General features: G+C 70.8%; 14 protein-coding genes. 12 read left to right on the top strand and 2 right to left on the bottom strand.

Going from position 1 to position 15662, the window contains the following annotated elements:
* Positions 1 to 46: 46 nt before the first annotated feature.
* Positions 47 to 1165 carry a GNAT family N-acetyltransferase gene (locus tag EIW28_RS19865; RefSeq protein WP_125249441.1) on the bottom strand — a complete coding sequence of 373 codons (1119 nt, stop codon included), beginning with the start codon at positions 1163 to 1165 and terminating at the stop codon, positions 47 to 49.
* Positions 1166 to 1277: 112 nt separating this feature from the next.
* Between EIW28_RS19865 and secA the strand changes: the two genes are divergently transcribed.
* On the top strand, positions 1278 to 4175 hold the full coding sequence (secA, locus tag EIW28_RS19860) for a preprotein translocase subunit SecA (protein ID WP_125249440.1): 2898 nt from the start codon (positions 1278 to 1280) through the stop codon (positions 4173 to 4175).
* A 4-nt stretch (positions 4176 to 4179) separates the two neighbouring features.
* Entirely contained in the window at positions 4180 to 4635 is a 456-nt protein-coding gene (locus EIW28_RS19855; RefSeq protein ID WP_125249439.1) for a DUF6912 family protein, read from the top strand.
* On the opposite strand, the gene EIW28_RS19850 is transcribed toward EIW28_RS19855, so the two are convergent.
* Positions 4608 to 5516 carry a hypothetical protein gene (locus tag EIW28_RS19850; RefSeq protein ID WP_125249438.1) on the bottom strand — a complete coding sequence of 303 codons (909 nt, stop codon included), beginning with the start codon at positions 5514 to 5516 and terminating at the stop codon, positions 4608 to 4610. The genes EIW28_RS19855 and EIW28_RS19850 overlap by 28 nt on opposite strands.
* A 204-nt stretch (positions 5517 to 5720) precedes the next feature.
* On the opposite strand from EIW28_RS19850, the gene pruA reads away from it, so the two are divergent.
* The 10 genes from pruA to EIW28_RS19800 all read left to right on the top strand — a co-directional run bounded on the left by pruA (position 5721) and on the right by EIW28_RS19800 (position 15605).
* Positions 5721 to 7346, top strand: a complete 1626-nt coding sequence (gene pruA / locus EIW28_RS19845; RefSeq protein WP_125249437.1) for an L-glutamate gamma-semialdehyde dehydrogenase — start codon at positions 5721 to 5723, stop codon at positions 7344 to 7346.
* 76 nt (positions 7347 to 7422) lie between these two features.
* On the top strand, positions 7423 to 7680 hold the full coding sequence (locus tag EIW28_RS19840; protein ID WP_125249436.1) for a hypothetical protein: 258 nt from the start codon (positions 7423 to 7425) through the stop codon (positions 7678 to 7680).
* Positions 7677 to 7997, top strand: coding sequence for a type II toxin-antitoxin system PemK/MazF family toxin (locus EIW28_RS19835; protein WP_125249435.1), 321 nt, complete (start codon positions 7677 to 7679; stop codon positions 7995 to 7997). Before EIW28_RS19840 ends, EIW28_RS19835 begins: the two co-directional genes overlap by 4 nt.
* 54 nt (positions 7998 to 8051) lie before the next feature.
* Entirely contained in the window at positions 8052 to 8348 is a 297-nt protein-coding gene (locus EIW28_RS19830; protein WP_125249434.1) for a DUF397 domain-containing protein, read from the top strand.
* 312 nt (positions 8349 to 8660) lie between these two features.
* A complete protein-coding gene (locus EIW28_RS19825; protein WP_125249433.1) occupies positions 8661 to 10205 on the top strand; it encodes a S8 family peptidase in 1545 nt (514 codons plus the stop codon).
* 9 nt (positions 10206 to 10214) lie between these two features.
* Positions 10215 to 10829 carry an RNA polymerase sigma factor gene (locus EIW28_RS19820; RefSeq protein ID WP_125249432.1) on the top strand — a complete coding sequence of 205 codons (615 nt, stop codon included), beginning with the start codon at positions 10215 to 10217 and terminating at the stop codon, positions 10827 to 10829.
* A complete protein-coding gene (locus EIW28_RS19815; protein ID WP_232014062.1) occupies positions 10819 to 11349 on the top strand; it encodes a hypothetical protein in 531 nt (176 codons plus the stop codon). The genes EIW28_RS19820 and EIW28_RS19815 overlap by 11 nt, the downstream gene beginning before the upstream one ends.
* Before the next feature lie 208 nt (positions 11350 to 11557).
* Positions 11558 to 13873: a CHAT domain-containing protein gene (locus EIW28_RS19810; RefSeq protein WP_158630473.1), complete on the top strand. Its 2316-nt coding sequence runs from the start codon at positions 11558 to 11560 to the stop codon at positions 13871 to 13873.
* Positions 13874 to 13909: 36 nt separating this feature from the next.
* A complete protein-coding gene (locus EIW28_RS19805) occupies positions 13910 to 15148 on the top strand; it encodes an MFS transporter (RefSeq protein ID WP_125249429.1) in 1239 nt (412 codons plus the stop codon).
* Positions 15149 to 15179: 31 nt separating this feature from the next.
* A complete protein-coding gene (locus EIW28_RS19800) occupies positions 15180 to 15605 on the top strand; it encodes a protein-tyrosine phosphatase family protein (protein WP_125249428.1) in 426 nt (141 codons plus the stop codon).
* Positions 15606 to 15662: the final 57 nt, after the last annotated feature.

Here is a 15662-nt window from a genome sequence, read left to right as displayed (position 1 = left end):
CCGTTTGCGCCGTCTGAATTGCGCGATCTGCCCCGTGCCGGGCGGCTCAGGCGAGGTCTTCGGGGAGCAGGCTCCCGATCCACATCTCGACCCGGCCGTCCTGGCCGTGGCGCACGCGCCGGCGCGTCCCCTCGACCGTGAACCCGGCCTTCTCGGCGACGCGGCGCGACGCCTCGTTGCCGACCACGGCCCGCCAGTCGATCTTCTCCAGACCCAGCTCCTCGAAGCCGAGCCGGCCCACGCGCCTGAGGGCGGCCGTCGTCCAGCCGCGCCCGCGCGCCCACGGCGCCGCGTGGTACCCGACCTCGGCCTCGCCGGGCTCGCGCAGCGAGAGCTGCACGCTGCCGCTGTAGCGGTCGTGCTCGTCGGCGAGCGCGTACACGACCCCGGCGCCCTCGTCGCGCATGCGCCGGCAGGTCTCGAGCCACGCCTCGGCGTCGGCGCGCGTGTACCCGCGCGGCACCGTCGTGTACCGCTGCGTGCGCTCGTCGGCGCAGGCCGCGGCGACGTCGTCGAGGTCGGCGCGGCGCAGCGCCCGCAGCCGCAGCCCGGCCGCGCCGGTCTCCAGCTCCGGCTGCGCCGCGGTGAAGAACGCGGCCTGCCGCTTGAGGACCGCGTAGTGCGGCGGCGGGTCGTCGGGCCCGCGCACGCCGCCGGGGAGCATCCCGCCGACCCAGCAGTCGCGCGAGGCGCCGCGCTGGTTGACGCCGCCGCGGGCGATCCCCTCGACGGTGAACCCGGTGCGCAGCGCGGCCAGGCGCGAGGCGTGGTTGCCGACGATCGCGTCCCACGCGATCCGGCGGGCCCCGAAGCGCTCGAACCCGAACGCGACGGCGGCGCGGATGCCCCGCTGGGCGACGCCGCGACCGCGCGCCCACGGCGCGGTCACGTAGGTGATGGTCATCTCGCCGGGGAACGACTTCGTCAGGGCCATGGACCCGACGAGCCGGCCGTCCTCCTCGACGGCCCAGCGCGGGTTCCCCGCCTCCCAGTGCCGGCGCTGCGTCGCCACGAACCGGTCGCGGGCCGGCCCGGTCCACGGCAGCGGCATCACGAGGAAGCGCTCGATCAGCGGGTCGGCGTAGATCCGCGCGAGATCGGGCACGTGCCGCTGCTCCCAGGCGGTCAGCCGCAGGCCGTCGGCGTCGAGGGTGACGGGTTCCATAGGCACCGATTGTGCCCCACCAGCGGCCGTCAGGACCAGCCGCCGCGTACGCGTAGTATTGACCGGGAAATCCACCCGTTCTGGTCAAGACCTTGCTGGGAGCTGATCTTCCGTGTCGTTGTTCGAGAAGGTACTGCGGGCCGGCGAGGGCCGCGCGCTCAAGCGGCTCAACGCGATCGCCGACGCGATCGACTCCTTGGAAGACGAGTACAAGGCGCTGACCGACGCGGAGCTGCGCGCGCTCACCGACGAGTACAAGGAGCGGCTGAAGGACGGCGAGACCACCGACGACCTGCTGCCCGAGGCGTTCGCCACGGTCCGCGAGGCGGCCTGGCGCGTCCGCGGCATGCGGCACTACCACGTGCAGCTCATGGGCGGCGCCGCGCTCCACCAGGGCAACATCGCCGAGATGAAGACCGGTGAGGGCAAGACCCTGGTCTCGACGCTCCCGGTGTACCTGAACGCGCTGACCGGCAAGGGCGTGCACCAGGTCACCGTCAACGACTACCTGGTCCGCCGCGACGCGGAGTGGATGGGCGAGATCCACCGCTTCCTGGGCCTGAGCGTGGGCATCGTGCTCCCCGGCGAGGGCTCCGAGAAGCACCGCGAGGCGTACGCCGCCGACATCACGTACTCCACGAACAACGAGCTCGCGTTCGACTACCTGCGCGACAACATGACCGGCTCCAAGGACAACCTCGTGCAGCGCGGCCACCACTTCGCGCTCGTCGACGAGGTCGACTCCATCCTCGTGGACGAGGCCCGCACCCCGATCATCATCTCCGGGCCCGCCGAGCACTCCAAGCGCTGGTACACCGAGTTCGCGAACATCGTCCGCACCATGAAGCGCGACGAGCACTACGAGGTCGACGAGGGCAAGCGCACCATCGCGATCACCGAGGCCGGCGTCGCCCGCGTCGAGGACCGCCTCGGGATCGACAACCTCTACGACTCGGTGAACACCCCCCTGGTCGGCTACCTGAACAACGCCATCAAGGCCCAGGAGCTGTTCGAGCGCAACCGCGAGTACATCGTCTCCGACAGCGACGAGGTCCTCATCGTCGACGAGTTCACCGGCCGCGTCCTGGCCGGCCGCCGCTTCAACGAGGGCATCCACCAGGCCATCGAGGCCAAGGAGAAGGTGGAGATCAAGCAGGAGAACCAGACCTTCGCCACCACCACCCTCCAGAACTACTTCCGCCTCTACGAGAAGCTCGCCGGCATCACCGGCACGGCGCAGACCGAGGCGTCCGAGTTCAACAACGTCTACGGCATGGGCGTCGTCCCGATCCCCACGAACCGGCCGATGATCCGCCGCGACCAGCCCGACGTCATCTACAAGACCGAAGAGGCCAAGTTCCAGGCCGTCGTCGACGACATCGCCGAGCGCCACGAGACCGGCCAGCCGGTCCTGGTCGGCACCGTCTCGGTCGAGAAGTCGGAGATGCTCTCGAGCCTGCTCAAGCGCCGCGGCATCAAGCACAACGTCCTCAACGCGAAGAACCACGCGAAGGAGGCCGACATCATCGCCCAGGCCGGGCGCCTGGGCGCGGTCACCGTCGCCACCAACATGGCCGGCCGCGGCACCGACATCATGCTCGGCGGCAACCCCGAGTACATGGCCGCCGAGGAGCTCCGCTCCCGCGGCGTCGACGAGGCCGAGGAGGAGGTGTACGCGGCCGCGTTCGAGGAGGCCAAGGCCAAGTTCGACGAGATCTGCGAGGCCGAGGGCGAGGAGGTCAAGGACGCCGGCGGCCTGTACGTGCTCGGCACCGAGCGCCACGAGTCCCGCCGCATCGACAACCAGCTCCGCGGCCGCGCCGGCCGCCAGGGCGACCCCGGCGAGTCCCGGTTCTACCTCTCGCTCTCCGACGACCTCATGAAGCGGTTCAACGCGGACGCCGTGCGCGCCATGATGAACCGGATGCGCGTCCCCGACGACGTCCCGATCGTCTCCAAGCTCGTGACCCGCCAGATCGAGTCCGCGCAGTCGCAGATCGAGGGCCACAACGCCGAGATCCGCAAGAACGTCCTCAAGTACGACGAGGTCATGAACAACCAGCGCACCGTCATCTACGACGAGCGGCGCAAGGTCCTCGACGGCGAGGACGTCTCCGAGCAGATCGGCCACTTCATCGACGACGTCCTGGAGGCGTACGTCGCGGGCGCCACCAGCGAGGGCTACGGCGAGGACTGGGACCTCGACGAGCTGTGGACGGCGTTCAAGCAGCTGTACCCGATCGGCATCACCCACAAGGAGCTCGCGAAGCAGGCGGGCGGGCTCGACGAGCTCGACGCCGAGACGCTCCTCAAGGCCGTCAAGGAGGACGCGCACGCCGTCTACGCCGGCCGCGAGGAGGAGTTCGGCGAGGAGGTCCTGCGCAAGCTGGAGCGGCGCGTGCTGCTCCAGACGATCGACCGGAAGTGGCGCGAGCACCTGTACGAGGTCGACTACCTCAAGCAGGGCATCAGCCTGCGCGCCTACGCCCAGCGCGACCCGGTCATCGAGTACCAGCGCGAGGCGTACGACATGTTCCAGACGATGCTCGACGGCATCAAGGAGGACACCGTCCGCTTCCTCATGAACGCCGAGCTGAAGACCAGGCCCGAGGGCGGCGCCGCCGAGCCGGAGGCCGAGATCCGCGGCCTGGAGCCGCTGCGCAAGCCCGAGATGCTGCTCCAGTCCGCGCCGTCGATCGACAGCGCCTCCGGCGTCGAGTCCCAGGCCACGACCGAGGACGGCGCGGTGTTCAAGCGCCCGCCGAAGCCGGTCGCGGGCCAGAAGCGCGACGTGCGGCGCACCCCGGGCGCGGGCCAGAAGGGCGCCGCGAAGGTCGCCCCGAAGTCGGCCCGCTCGGCCGGCCCGCGCAAGGCCGCGACCGCGCCGCCCGCGCAGCAGGCGAACCCGCAGCAGCGGCGCGTCGAGAAGGTCGGCCCGAACGAGCCGTGCCCGTGCGGCTCGGGGAAGAAGTACAAGCGCTGCCACGGCGCCCCGGGTGCCGCACACTAAGGGCATGGCGCGAATCTACGTACCCGCGAACGCGGCGATGCTGCGGACGCTGGCCGGCACCGGCGAACTGAAGCCGGTGTCGGCCGTCCACGCGGTCACCTCCTGGCTCCGGCGCGAGGCGCCGGGCGCGGACGAGGAGGACCTGGAGTACACGGCGTTCGCCGACGCGGCGCTGGCCTCCCTCCCGCTCCTGGCGGGCGGGGCGCCGCGCCGGATCGTGGTCTCCGCCGACGTCCCGGACGACCTGCTCGCCGAGCACGCCGAGGGCACCGGCGCGGACTTCGACGGGGTCGTGAAGCTCAAGCGGGTCGCGGCCGTGCACGCCGACGACGCGGACGCGGCGGTGGACGTGGAACGGGCCCTCGCGGACGAGGACCCTGACTTCGACGCGGTGGAGGCGCACGTCCTGGACTGGTACGCGCCCTCCGAGCTTCAGGAGCTCCTGGCAGCCCTGGACTGAGCCGGCTTCGGGAGCAGGAACCCGTAGGCGAGGACCGCGCACAGCGCCCCCGCGAACATCGCGGTCATCGAGCCGTTGTACTGCCACTGGAAGCTCAGGGCCAGGAACGCCTGGTCGAGCGGGGCGACCTCGTCGAGCCCGATGCCGAGGACGACCTCGACGCCGACCTGGGCGACGACGGTGGCGACGAGCCAGACGGCGCCCGGCAGGGCCCCGGCGAGCAGGTGCCCGAGGAGCTTGACGCCGGCCTGCTTGTGGCGCAGGTAGAGGAACGCGCAGACGCCGCAGGCGATGCCGGCGATGAACGGGATCGCGGTGCCGAGCGCGCCGTACTCGTCGAGCGGGTCGGAGAACAGGCTCACCGAGGAGGCCGCCTCGTAGAAGCCGCGGCCGAACATGAACGCGAGCAGCAGCAGGGTCGCGCAGAGCCCGGCGACGACGGTGACGGCCCGGCGCGGCATCGCGAACAGGCCGCCGACGAGCGCGGACCCGAGCATGACGAGCCCGACGGCGAGCGCGATGTCCGCGTCGGCGCTGAAGCTGACGTACGCGGCGGCGCCCGCGGCGAGGCCGAGGACGAGCGCGCCGAGCAGGGCGAGGGCCGGCGCCGGCCCCTTGCGGAGCCGCCCGGCGGCCACGCCCGCGACGGCGCCCGCGAACACGGTGACGATGATGGGGCTGAACAGGGAGTTCGCCAGGATCATGACGCCGGTGTCGTCGAGGCCGTCGGCCATGCCGGTGAGGCGGTACAGGGAGTAGACGACGCCGGCGAGGGAGAGGACGGCGGCGGCGGCGAGGACCCAGAGCGCGATGCGGCCCGGCTGGGGCGCGGCGGTCGCGGTCGCGGCGGTGGCGGCTTGCTGCTCCTGCGTTTCGGTCACGACCCCAGAGTACGGACCGCGCTCCCGCGGACCGCCCGCGGAGCCGCGGTTGTGGCGCCCGCGCCCGCTGCGCGGCGCTTTGTTCGCATCGCACCAGTTCACACGGCCCGGACTGTGCGAGGATGGCGAGAGCGACACTGGTCGAGTAACCTCGTGTTCAAAGCCAACTGATCGCAATATCCGTCGAATCAATGGGAGGGTGCGATGGACGCCTTGTTTACGGTACCGACGCCGGAGAACGAACCGGTCAATTCGTACGCGCCCGGCACGCCTGAGCGCGAGCGCCTCCAGAAGAAGCTCGCCGAGCTCGCCGGCACCCGCCTCGACCTGGACCTCAACATCTCCGGCGAGTGGCGCCGCGGCACGGGGGCGGAGATCGAGGTAGTCCAGCCGCACCGCCGCCACCACGTCCTCGGCGTCACCCGCGAGGCCACCGCCGGCGAGTGGGCCGACGCGGTCGCCGCCGCCAAGGCCGCCCGCCACGACTGGGTCCGCACCGACTTCGCCGACCGCGCCGCCGTGTTCCTGCGCGCCGCCGAGCTCATCTCCGGCCCGTACCGCGACGTCCTCAACGCCGCGACCATGCTCGGCCAGTCGAAGACCGCCGCGCAGGCCGAGATCGACGCCGCGTGCGAGCTCATCGACTTCCTGCGCTTCAACGTCAGCTTCGCCGAGGGCATCTACCGCGAGCAGCCGATCTCCTCGAAGGGCCTGTGGAACCGCATGGACCACCGCCCGCTCGACGGGTTCGTCCTGGCGATCACCCCGTTCAACTTCACCGCGATCGCCGGGAACCTCCCGACCGCGCCGGCCCTCATGGGCAACACCGTGGTGTGGAAGCCCTCGCCGACCCAGCAGTTCGCCGCGCACTTCGTGATGCGGGTGCTCCTGGAGGCGGGCCTGCCGCACGGCGTGATCAACATGGTCACCGGCGTGGGCGAGCACTCCGAGACCGCGCTCCTCGACGCCGACCTCGGCGGCATCCACTTCACCGGCTCCACCAGGACCTTCCAGCACCTGTGGCAGACCGTGGGCCGGAACATCGGCGGCTACCGCACCTACCCGCGCCTGGTCGGCGAGACCGGCGGCAAGGACTTCATCATCGCCCACCCGAGCGCCGACCTCCAGACGCTCGCCGTCGCCATGGTCCGCGGCGCCTACGAGTACCAGGGCCAGAAGTGCTCGGCGCTCTCGCGCACCTATGTGCCGGCCTCGCTGTGGCGCGGCGGCCTCAAGGACGCCGTCGTCGGCATGACCGAGGACATCACCTACGGCGACGTGGCCGACTTCGCCAACTTCGGCGGCGCCGTCATCGACGCCCGCGCCTACGCGAAGCACACCGCGCTCTTCGAGCGCCTGCGAGGGGACGCGAAGGCCACTGTGGTCACCGGCGGCACCGCGGACGACTCGCAGGGCTTCTTCGTGCAGCCCACGCTCATCGAGGCGACCGACCCGACCCACGAGCTGTTCACCGAGGAGTACTTCGGGCCGATCAACGCCGTCCACGTCTACGACGACGCCGACTTCGACACCGTCGTCCGCGAGGCCGCCGACATCGCCCCGTACGCCCTGACCGGCGCCGTCTTCGCCACCGACCGGGCCGCCATCGCCCGCGCGAGCGAAGCGCTCCGCTTCGCCGCCGGCAACTACTACATCAACGACAAGCCGACCGGCGCGGTCGTCGGCCAGCAGCCCTTCGGCGGCGCCCGCGGCTCGGGCACCAACGACAAGGCCGGCTCCTGGCAGAACCTGATCCGCTGGGTCAGCCCCCGCTCGATCAAGGAGAACTTCGTCCCGCCGACGGAGTACCGCTACCCGCACCAGGGCTGACCCGTCCCGCCCGAGGGGCCGAACTGCCGGTTCGGCCCCTTTGCGCTGCCGGTATACCCAGGGTATACTCAATTCTATGACCGATATGACTACGATCAAGGTGCCGGTCGAGTTGCGTGACCGCATCTCACGCCTTGCCAGCAGTCAGCACACAACGATGGCCGGGGCGGTCGAGCGCGCACTCGACGCCGCCGAGACCCAAGCGTTCTGGGCCGAGGTCCGTGCGACCATGCTGACTCCGGAGGCGCGCGCCGACCTCCGGCGGGCGACCGAGCGGCTCTCGGGCACCCTGCGAGACGGCCTCGAACCCGAGGACTGGAGCGAGTACGAGTGAACCGCGGGGACATCTACCTCTGCGACTTCGGTGACCCCATCGGCCATGAGCAGGGATTCCGGCGCCCCGCCCTCATCGTCTCCCACGACGACATGTCCCGAGTCGGCATTCCGATCGTGATACCGATCTCCCGCACTCGCAAGGACTACCCCACGCACGTCGAACTTGAAGGGGCCCTTGCTGTTACGAGCTACGTGCAATGCGAGCAGATCCGGGTCGTCTCCTCCGAGCGAATGATCCGGCGCATCGGCGCCGTGGACGCCATGCCGATGCTCAAGGTGGAGCTCATCCTCAAGCGCCTGCTCGGCTTGCACTGACCGACGTGCAGGGGGGCGGTGAGGCTCGTTCGCTCCCCTTTCTATCCTTGGCTGATGACGAAGCGTGAGCATCCGCTCAAGGGCGAGTTCGACACCGCCACCGCCCGCTGGGAGCGCACCGTGCGCGAGGACGGCACCCCGGCGGCGCTGGAGATCGGCTACGCCGACAACGGCCTCGTGGCCCTGCGCATGGCCGAGGACCCCGAGGGCGACATCCTGATCTACACCCCGTCCGAGTGGGAGGCCTTCGTCGAAGGCGTCCGCGACGGCGAGTTCGACCTCGAGACCTGGGACGACGAGCCCATCGTCGAGATCATCGAGGACGACGAGGACGAGCCGGCCAAGCCGTAGACCCGAGGACCGAACGCCCCGGAGGCCCGACCTCCGGGGCGTTCGGCGTGTCCGGCGCGGTCCCGGACGTGCCAACTTCAGAAACCGCGCCTCCCCGTGTATCCCAGGTGAACCGCAGGCCTCTTCCCTGGTGAAAGCCGTGATAACCGTGCAGCCCGTGGCGTTCGCGGCATTCCGGGCTCGAGTGCCCTTGGACCTATCGGAGCCGGCGTGGACCCCACGCCGGACGGAACGTGAGGAGAATCGATCTTGAAGAGATCCCCCTCCTCACCGACAACCGCATAGCCCCCGAAGACGACCAGAGGAGCTCCCATGCGATTGGTGTTCGCCGATCACGAACCCCATCTGAAGCCCAACCCCCGCCGCGACCACATGTCCGGCGTCCCCGAACTCGCCTACACCACCCTCGACCGCCACGGCGGCCGCGTCCTGGCGCCCGGCCAGGTCGTCCGCACCGCGGGCCGCTCGGCCCCCGTCGGCACGATCTACCGCTACGACCGGCTGCTGGTGGACGAGTCGGTCATCAACGACGACGAGGCCCGCCGCCGCCTCGAAGGCGCGATCAGCCCGACCGGCATGTCCCTGGAGAGCGGGTCGGCCAGCCCGATCGTCTCCGGCCAGGGCCCCTACCGCGTCCCGGTCGTCAGCAGCCACGGCGACCAGGCCGGCGTCGACGCGTGGTCGCTGCTCCAGCGGCTGCGGACGAGCACGGGCGACGAGAGCCTGCCGGAGGACCTGCTGGCGAAGGTCCGCCTGGAGCACCTCATGATCTGCTCCAAGGGTGGCGGGATCGGCGTCGGCACCGGTGAACCGCCGCTTCCCGGCCCTCACAAGCACTCTCTGGGCCGCATCCCGGTCGATCTGGTGGCGCCGATGCCCGAGCGCAGGAAACTCGACCGCCGGCTCCGCGTCGCGATGCTCGACACCGGCGTCCCCAGCCGGCACCCGGCGTTCGACGTCTCCGACCGGAGCGAAGGCAGGGACACCTTCGTCGTGGTCGACCACGCCTTCCAGACGAAGCTCGGCGAGTACAACGACTCGCCCGCGCCGCCGCTCGACGACCCCTGGGACGGCCCGGTCCACGAGCCGACCCTCCTCGGGGAGGTGGCCAGCCACTTCGGCCACGGCACCTTCATCACCGGCCTCCTGCGCCAGATGTCCCCGGACGTCCAGGTGTACTCGCTCCGGGTGGTGCACAACGACGGCCTGTCCTACGAGCACGAGATCATCGGCGCGCTCCACCACGTGGCCGACCAGATCGAGGCCGCCCGCGGCGGCGACGCCGAGGCGTTCGCGGTCGACGTGGTCGTCCTCGCGACGGGCTATGTGGACGAGGCCGCCGACGACGTCCCCGGCGGCTGGATGGGAGGAGCGGTCGAACGCCTCACCAAACTCGGTGTCCCGGTGGTCGCCGCCGCGGGCAACCAGTCCTCGGACCGGCCGTTCTACCCCGCGGCGTTCGCCGCGCACGAGCAGCCGGAGAACGCGGCGCCGATCATGAGCGTCGGCGCGCTGAACCCGAACCTCGAGATCGCGATGTTCTCCAACGAGGGCCCCTGGGTCTCGTGCTACGCCACCGGGGCCGGGTTGGTGAGCACGTACCCGTGCGAGGCGGCGGGATCGCTGGAGCCCGAGCGCCGCTCGAAGTCCTCGATGCGGAACCGCTACCGCGAGAGCTACGACTTCGACGACTTCTCCTCCGGCTACGCGGTCTGGAGCGGCACGTCGTTCGCGGCCCCGGTCGCGGCGGCCTACCTCCTGAACGCCATCGCGGAATCGGGCGTGGAGGAGATCCAGGACCCGGTCAAGGCCGCGGAGCGCGCTCACGCGGCGCTGGCCCGGCTGAAGAGCCGCTAGCCTGAATCCATGAACGCGATTTCGGCTCACTCGGTGGCGGCGGTCGACTACGACCGGTACGCGCGGCTCTACGTCGCCGCGCGTGCCGGCGACCGCGTTGCGCAGCGCACCCTGATCGAGGAGCTCAACGAGCCGCTCTGGCGCGTGGCCCGCCGGGCCGGGCTCGACCCCGAGAGCGCGGCCGACGTCGTGCAGACCGCCTGGATGCGGTTGTGGCGCACGAAGGACGGACTGGAGAAGCCTCGCGCGCTGACCAAGTGGCTGCGCACCACGGTCAGCCGCGAGGCCTGGAACGTCGCCGGGCAGTCGAGGCGAGAGGTCGTCTCCGACCCGCTCGACATCAAGGAGCCGATCATCGACGGCATCGAGGACGGCCTCGTCCGCGACGCCGAGCGAGAGGCTGTCCGCCGCGCCTTCCTTGCGCAGGACGACAAGTGCCGGGCGCTGCTCGCCTACGTGGCGGCGTTCTCCCGGCCGGATTACGACGTCATCTCTGAGGAACTCGGGATGAAGAGGGGGAGCATCGGGCCCACCAGGGGCCGGTGCCTGGACAAACTGAGGAAGACCCTCCTGGACGACCCGTCCTGGGGCGCAGGTGAGGAGCGGAGTGCAGATGGAACCTGAAACTCGGGACCAGGGCGAGTTCGAGCCGTTGGACTCCTGCGACGAGCGGATCCTCGCCGTCATCAACGAGCTCCACCACCGGGACGATCCGATGCCGAACGACCTCAATGAACGAGTCGAATTCGCGCTCGAACTCGAGGCCGCACTCGACGCGAGGGTCGCGTCCGTGTACCGGCCGAAGGAATTGACGCTCATGCGCGGTGACGCGGAACTGACGGTGAATCAAGGCGATCCGGCCTCGATCACCTTCGACTGCGAAACGGTCACCGTCATGGTCACCCCGCGGCCGTCCGCCGTGCAGGAGATGCGGCTCGACGGGTGGATCGGCCCGGAAGGGACCTATGCCGTCGAACTCCGCAGTCCGCAAGGCACCAGGCGCGCCTCGACTGATGAGAGCGGACGGTTCGTGCTCGAGGGACTTCCCAACGACGAGATGTTCCAGTTGGTCATCAGACCCGACGAGGCATTGCAGCGAGAAGGGCTCCCCGCGGTGGTCGTGACACCAGCTGTGCGCCTGTAGCATGTGAAGAATGCTTCAACGCGCCTGGCGATTGTTCACCCGGGGACAGCGCCTCAACCGGCGCGGCCGCATCGCGGAATCGGCGGAGGTTCTCGACCAGGCGCTGGCACTGCTCGAATGGAGTCCAGAGCGTCCGCCGCAGCCGGGAACCGCCCGTGCGAGATTGACGGCGAGAGCGCTCATGGTGATGTCCGCGAACATGGCGCACTTGGGCGAATCGGCGGAGGGACTGCGTCTCCTCGACCTCGCGGAGGCGTTCGTCGCGCCTCCCGACCGCGGAATACTCTTCCATCAGCGCGCCTTCAACCTGTGGCAGAGCAGTCGCCTGTCCGACGCGATCCGGTGGTTCGCCGAGGCGGAGCCCCACCTGGCGGAGAACGGACCGGACTACATGTACGCCGCGTTGTTCCACAACCGGGCGATGGTCTGGCGCGACTTGGGCGAATTGCATCAATCGATGGAGAGCATCCAGCGCGCATTGCAGGTGTACGAGCGAGTCGGCATTCCGGTCAACCGGGCGAAGGCGATTCACTTGGAGGCGCTGATCTGGCTCGATCTCGGCGACATCACCAAGGCACTGCTCACCTTTGACGAGGTTCGAAAGCAGTTCCGCCGATACGCCCCCGATCTCGAATCGTTCATCGACTTCTCATATGCGCAGGCCCTGTTCTATGTCGGCATGTACCGGCAGGCGGCGGACCGCTGGGTCGAGGTGATAGCGGCCCAGCGGTTGGCGGGAAACCGCCGGAGTGCGGCGATCGCCGAGTTCTGGCTCGCGGTCGCCGCCTTCGAGGTCAACCGCTTCGAACTCGCGGAGCAGTGGGCCCGGAAGGCCATGGACTCCCTCTACGAGCAGGGCAACGAACCGATGGCGTTCCTCGCCCGCCTGCTGATCCTCCAGGGCCGCTTCGACTCCGGGCACACCGACCCGGATTTCGCCGACAAGGTGACGCGGCTCTGCGACGCCCTCGAACAGCGCGGCTGGACGCTGCGACTCGAGCAGGCCAAGATCCTCGCCGCTCGCGCCAAGATCAGAGCCGGGTCCTTCGAAGGGGTCGAGGAGCTGCTCAAGGGGGAATCGGGGGGGCCGGGGCACGACGCACTCGCCGAGGACCTCGCCCGCTACCTCGCGAAGGCCGAGCTCGCGATCGCCCGGGGCCTCGATCCCATGCCCGAACTGCGCGCGGGACTCGACCTGCTCGACGAGTACCGGATGGCGTTCGGCTCCGTCGAGTTCCAGGCGGGCGTCTCCGCGCTCGGTGTCCAGCTGTCGAGCAAGGGCCTGACCCACACCACGAACCACGGCAGTCCCGCCGAGATGCTCCAGTGGGCGGAGCGCAGCCGGGGGCAGGCGCTGCGCATCCCGCCGGTCAAGTCCTCCGGCGACTCCGCCGCCCGCGAGGCGCTGGGCCGCCTTCGCCAAGCGCGGCAGGAGCTCTGGGACCTCCAGGTCGAGGGCAAGGAGGCGACCGAGGCCCTTGCCCGCGTGAGCCGGCTCGAAGCCCAGATCCGCGACTACGACCGCGCCAGACCGGGCCCGGGCCAGCAGGAGGAGCGGATCTCGGCGGAGGAGATCCACGAACTCGCCCGGTCGCGGGACACCGCGGTGATCAACCTCTTCGAGGTGGGCGGCAGCGTTCGCGCGGTCCTCGTCGGCGGCGCCGACATCCGGCACGTCGAGCTCATGGGCCTCGACGAGGCCGCCGAGCTGGGCAGCCGCCTCGGCGCGGACCTCGACGCGCTCCGGCGCACGTTCCACCATCCCGAGCGTCTGCGCCAGAGCGTCGAGGGCTCCATGCGGCGCAACGCCTCGGCGCTGTCCCGAGGCGTCCTCGACCCGCTCCTCGACTACATCGGGGACCGCCAGGCGGTCATGGTCCCGCACAGCAAGCTCGCATGGGTGCCTTGGCCGATGCTGCCGCCGCTGCGCGGCCGGCCGCTCACCGTCTCTCCCTCCGCCGAGGCGTGGTGGCGGGCGGTGCACCGGCCCGCGGCGACCGGGCCGGCGCTCATCGCGGCCGGTCCCGGACTCGGCCGGGCGACTGAGGAGATCGAGGCCGTCGCCGGGCTCTATCCGGAGGCGGTGCGCGTGGCCGCCGACGAGTCCGACCCCGAGACGGTGCTCAAGGCCCTCGACGGCGCCGCCGTCGCGCACCTCGCCGCCCACGGCCACCACGAGCCGGACAACGTCCTGTTCTCCCGCCTGGACTTCGGACTCGGGCCGCTGAACGCGTACGAGCTCCTCGGACTCGACCAGCCCCCCGCGCACGTGGTGCTCTCCGCCTGCGACCTCGGCCGGTCCACAGTGGAAGTCGGGAACGAGACCCTCGGCTTCACCGCCGCGCTCCTGCACGCCGGCACCGCCACCGTCGTCTCCAGCCTCGCGAAGGTCCCCGACGCGATGGCCGCCGAGATGATGGTCGAGTACCACCGCCGCTGCGCCGCCGGGGCCTCGCCCGCCGAAGCGCTTGCGGCCGTGGGGGAGCAGCGGCCGTGGCACCCGTTTGTCGCGTTCGGGGCGTAGGCTGCCCGAATACCCCCTGAAAGGCAGCCCGCACCGATGTTCCGCAACCCCGACCACCGGCTCCTGCTCGTCTCCGTGGCCGCGAGCCAAGTGGGCCTCCAGATCGCCTACTTCTCGGTCTCGATCATCGCCGTCGTCGTGCTCGACCTCGGCGAAGCCGAGATCGGCGTCCTCAACGCCATGGACCAGATCGCCTTGGTGCTCTTCGGACTCCTCGTGGGCGCCTGGGTGGACCGGATGCGGCGCAAGCCGATCATCGTCGTGAGCGAGGTGCTGCGGGCGGCCGTGATGCTGACCGTGCCGCTCGCGTGGGTCCTCGACGCGCTCGCGATGTGGCAGCTGTACGCCGTCATGTTCGGGCTCGGCCTCGTCTCGGTGTTCTTCGACGTGGCGCAGGGCAGCTACGTGCCGATGCTCATCGACAACGACCGCCTCGCCGGGGCGAACTCGCGCATCCAGGGGCTCCGGTCCGCCTCCGACACGGGCGGGCCGCTCCTCGCGGGGCCGCTCGTGACGCTGCTGACCGCCCCCGTCGCGGTCGCGGTCGCCGTCGCCGGGTTCGCGGTGTCGGCGTTCAGCGTGTGGCGCATCCGCTTCCAGGAGCCCGACCCGGTGCGCCGCGGGAAGCCGCATCTGCGCGCCGAGATCGCCGAGGGGATCAGGTTCCTCCTCAAGGACCCGATCGTCCGCACCGTCGCGTTCTCCAGCGCCTGGTGCAACCTCTCCGTGGGCGCGTTCCAGGCCATGCTCGTCGTCTTCCTCATCCGCGACGCCGGGCAGCCCAGCGCGATCGTCGGCGTCATCCTCGCCGGCTCCGGCGCCGGCGGGGTCCTCGGCGCGATGCTCGTCGGGAAGGCCTCCGCGCGGTTCGGCATGGGCCGCACCGCACTCGTCGCGCTCGCGCTCTCCGGGCCCGGCATGGCGGTCGTGGCGTTCTCGGGGCCCGGGTGGGGCGCGGTGGTCGCGTTCCTCGGGCAGGCGCTGTTCGTCGGCGCGATCGTGGTGTTCAACGTGAACGTCGTCAGCTACCGCCAGGCGGTCACCCCCGACTCGATCCAGGGCCGCGTCAACGCCACGCAGCGCGTCGTCACGTGGGGCACGATGGCGCTCGGTTCGATCGCCGGCGGGTTCGTCGGCCAGGCGATCGGCGCGCAGTCGGTCCTCCTCATCGCCGCCGCCATGCTCTTCGCCGGCTGCCTGGTCCTCCTCAAGACCCCGATCCGGACGCTCAAGGAGCTGCCCGAGGAGGGCACCGGGCTCGTCGAGGTGCGGTAGCGGTCTTGCTGCGGCGCAGTAGCATCGGGCCATGACTTGGGACCCTGGCGCGCCCGGTGTGCTGCGGCTGCCCTCGGGGCGGCTCGTCCGCGGGCGGGGCCTCGCGCGGCCGCTGCCGGCGGGGCCCGAACCGGCGTTCGCGCTGTACCTCCTCGGGAAGGAGCCGCCCGCGACGCCGTGGGAGGCGGTGTGGGTCCGCTGGCCCGACTTCCGGCTCCCGGCCGACAGGACCGCGTTCGCCGCGGCCCTCCGCGACGCCTGGGAGCGGGCCGCGACCGAGCGCGTCGAGTTCGCCTGCCACGGCGGGCACGGGCGCACCGGGACCGCGCTCGCGTGCCTGGCCGTCCTCGACGGCGTCCCCGCCGCCGAGGCCGTGCGGTACGTCAGGGACGGCTACGCCGCGAAAGCGGTCGAGACGCCCTGGCAGCGGCGGTTCGTCGCCCGCTTCGCGCCCTGACCGGTAGGCGGTTTCCGCTCGGTTGGATAGGGTGGGGACGCGCATCACCCCGCACCA

Origin of the sequence: Glycomyces terrestris (assembly GCF_003933745.1) — a bacterium.
GTDB lineage: Bacteria > Actinomycetota > Actinomycetes > Mycobacteriales > Micromonosporaceae > Glycomyces > Glycomyces terrestris.
Note: the sequence above shows the minus strand (reverse complement) of the source record. Positions and strands in the feature narration are given on the sequence as shown.

Bases quoted from the DNA above. Each gene is read 5' to 3' on its own strand.
- EIW28_RS19805 (WP_125249429.1), top strand. From the start codon at position 13,910: ATGTTCCGCAACCCCGACCACCGGCTCCTGCTCGTCTCCGTGGCCGCG.
- EIW28_RS19865 (WP_125249441.1), bottom strand. From the start codon at position 1,165: ATGGAACCCGTCACCCTCGACGCCGACGGCCTGCGGCTGACCGCCTGG.
- EIW28_RS19815 (WP_232014062.1), top strand. From the start codon at position 10,819: ATGGAACCTGAAACTCGGGACCAGGGCGAGTTCGAGCCGTTGGACTCC.
- pruA (WP_125249437.1), top strand. From the start codon at position 5,721: ATGGACGCCTTGTTTACGGTACCGACGCCGGAGAACGAACCGGTCAAT.
- EIW28_RS19825 (WP_125249433.1), top strand. From the start codon at position 8,661: ATGCGATTGGTGTTCGCCGATCACGAACCCCATCTGAAGCCCAACCCC.
- EIW28_RS19800 (WP_125249428.1), top strand. From the start codon at position 15,180: ATGACTTGGGACCCTGGCGCGCCCGGTGTGCTGCGGCTGCCCTCGGGG.
- EIW28_RS19820 (WP_125249432.1), top strand. From the start codon at position 10,215: ATGAACGCGATTTCGGCTCACTCGGTGGCGGCGGTCGACTACGACCGG.
- EIW28_RS19840 (WP_125249436.1), top strand. From the start codon at position 7,423: ATGACCGATATGACTACGATCAAGGTGCCGGTCGAGTTGCGTGACCGC.
- EIW28_RS19830 (WP_125249434.1), top strand. From the start codon at position 8,052: ATGACGAAGCGTGAGCATCCGCTCAAGGGCGAGTTCGACACCGCCACC.
- EIW28_RS19855 (WP_125249439.1), top strand. From the start codon at position 4,180: ATGGCGCGAATCTACGTACCCGCGAACGCGGCGATGCTGCGGACGCTG.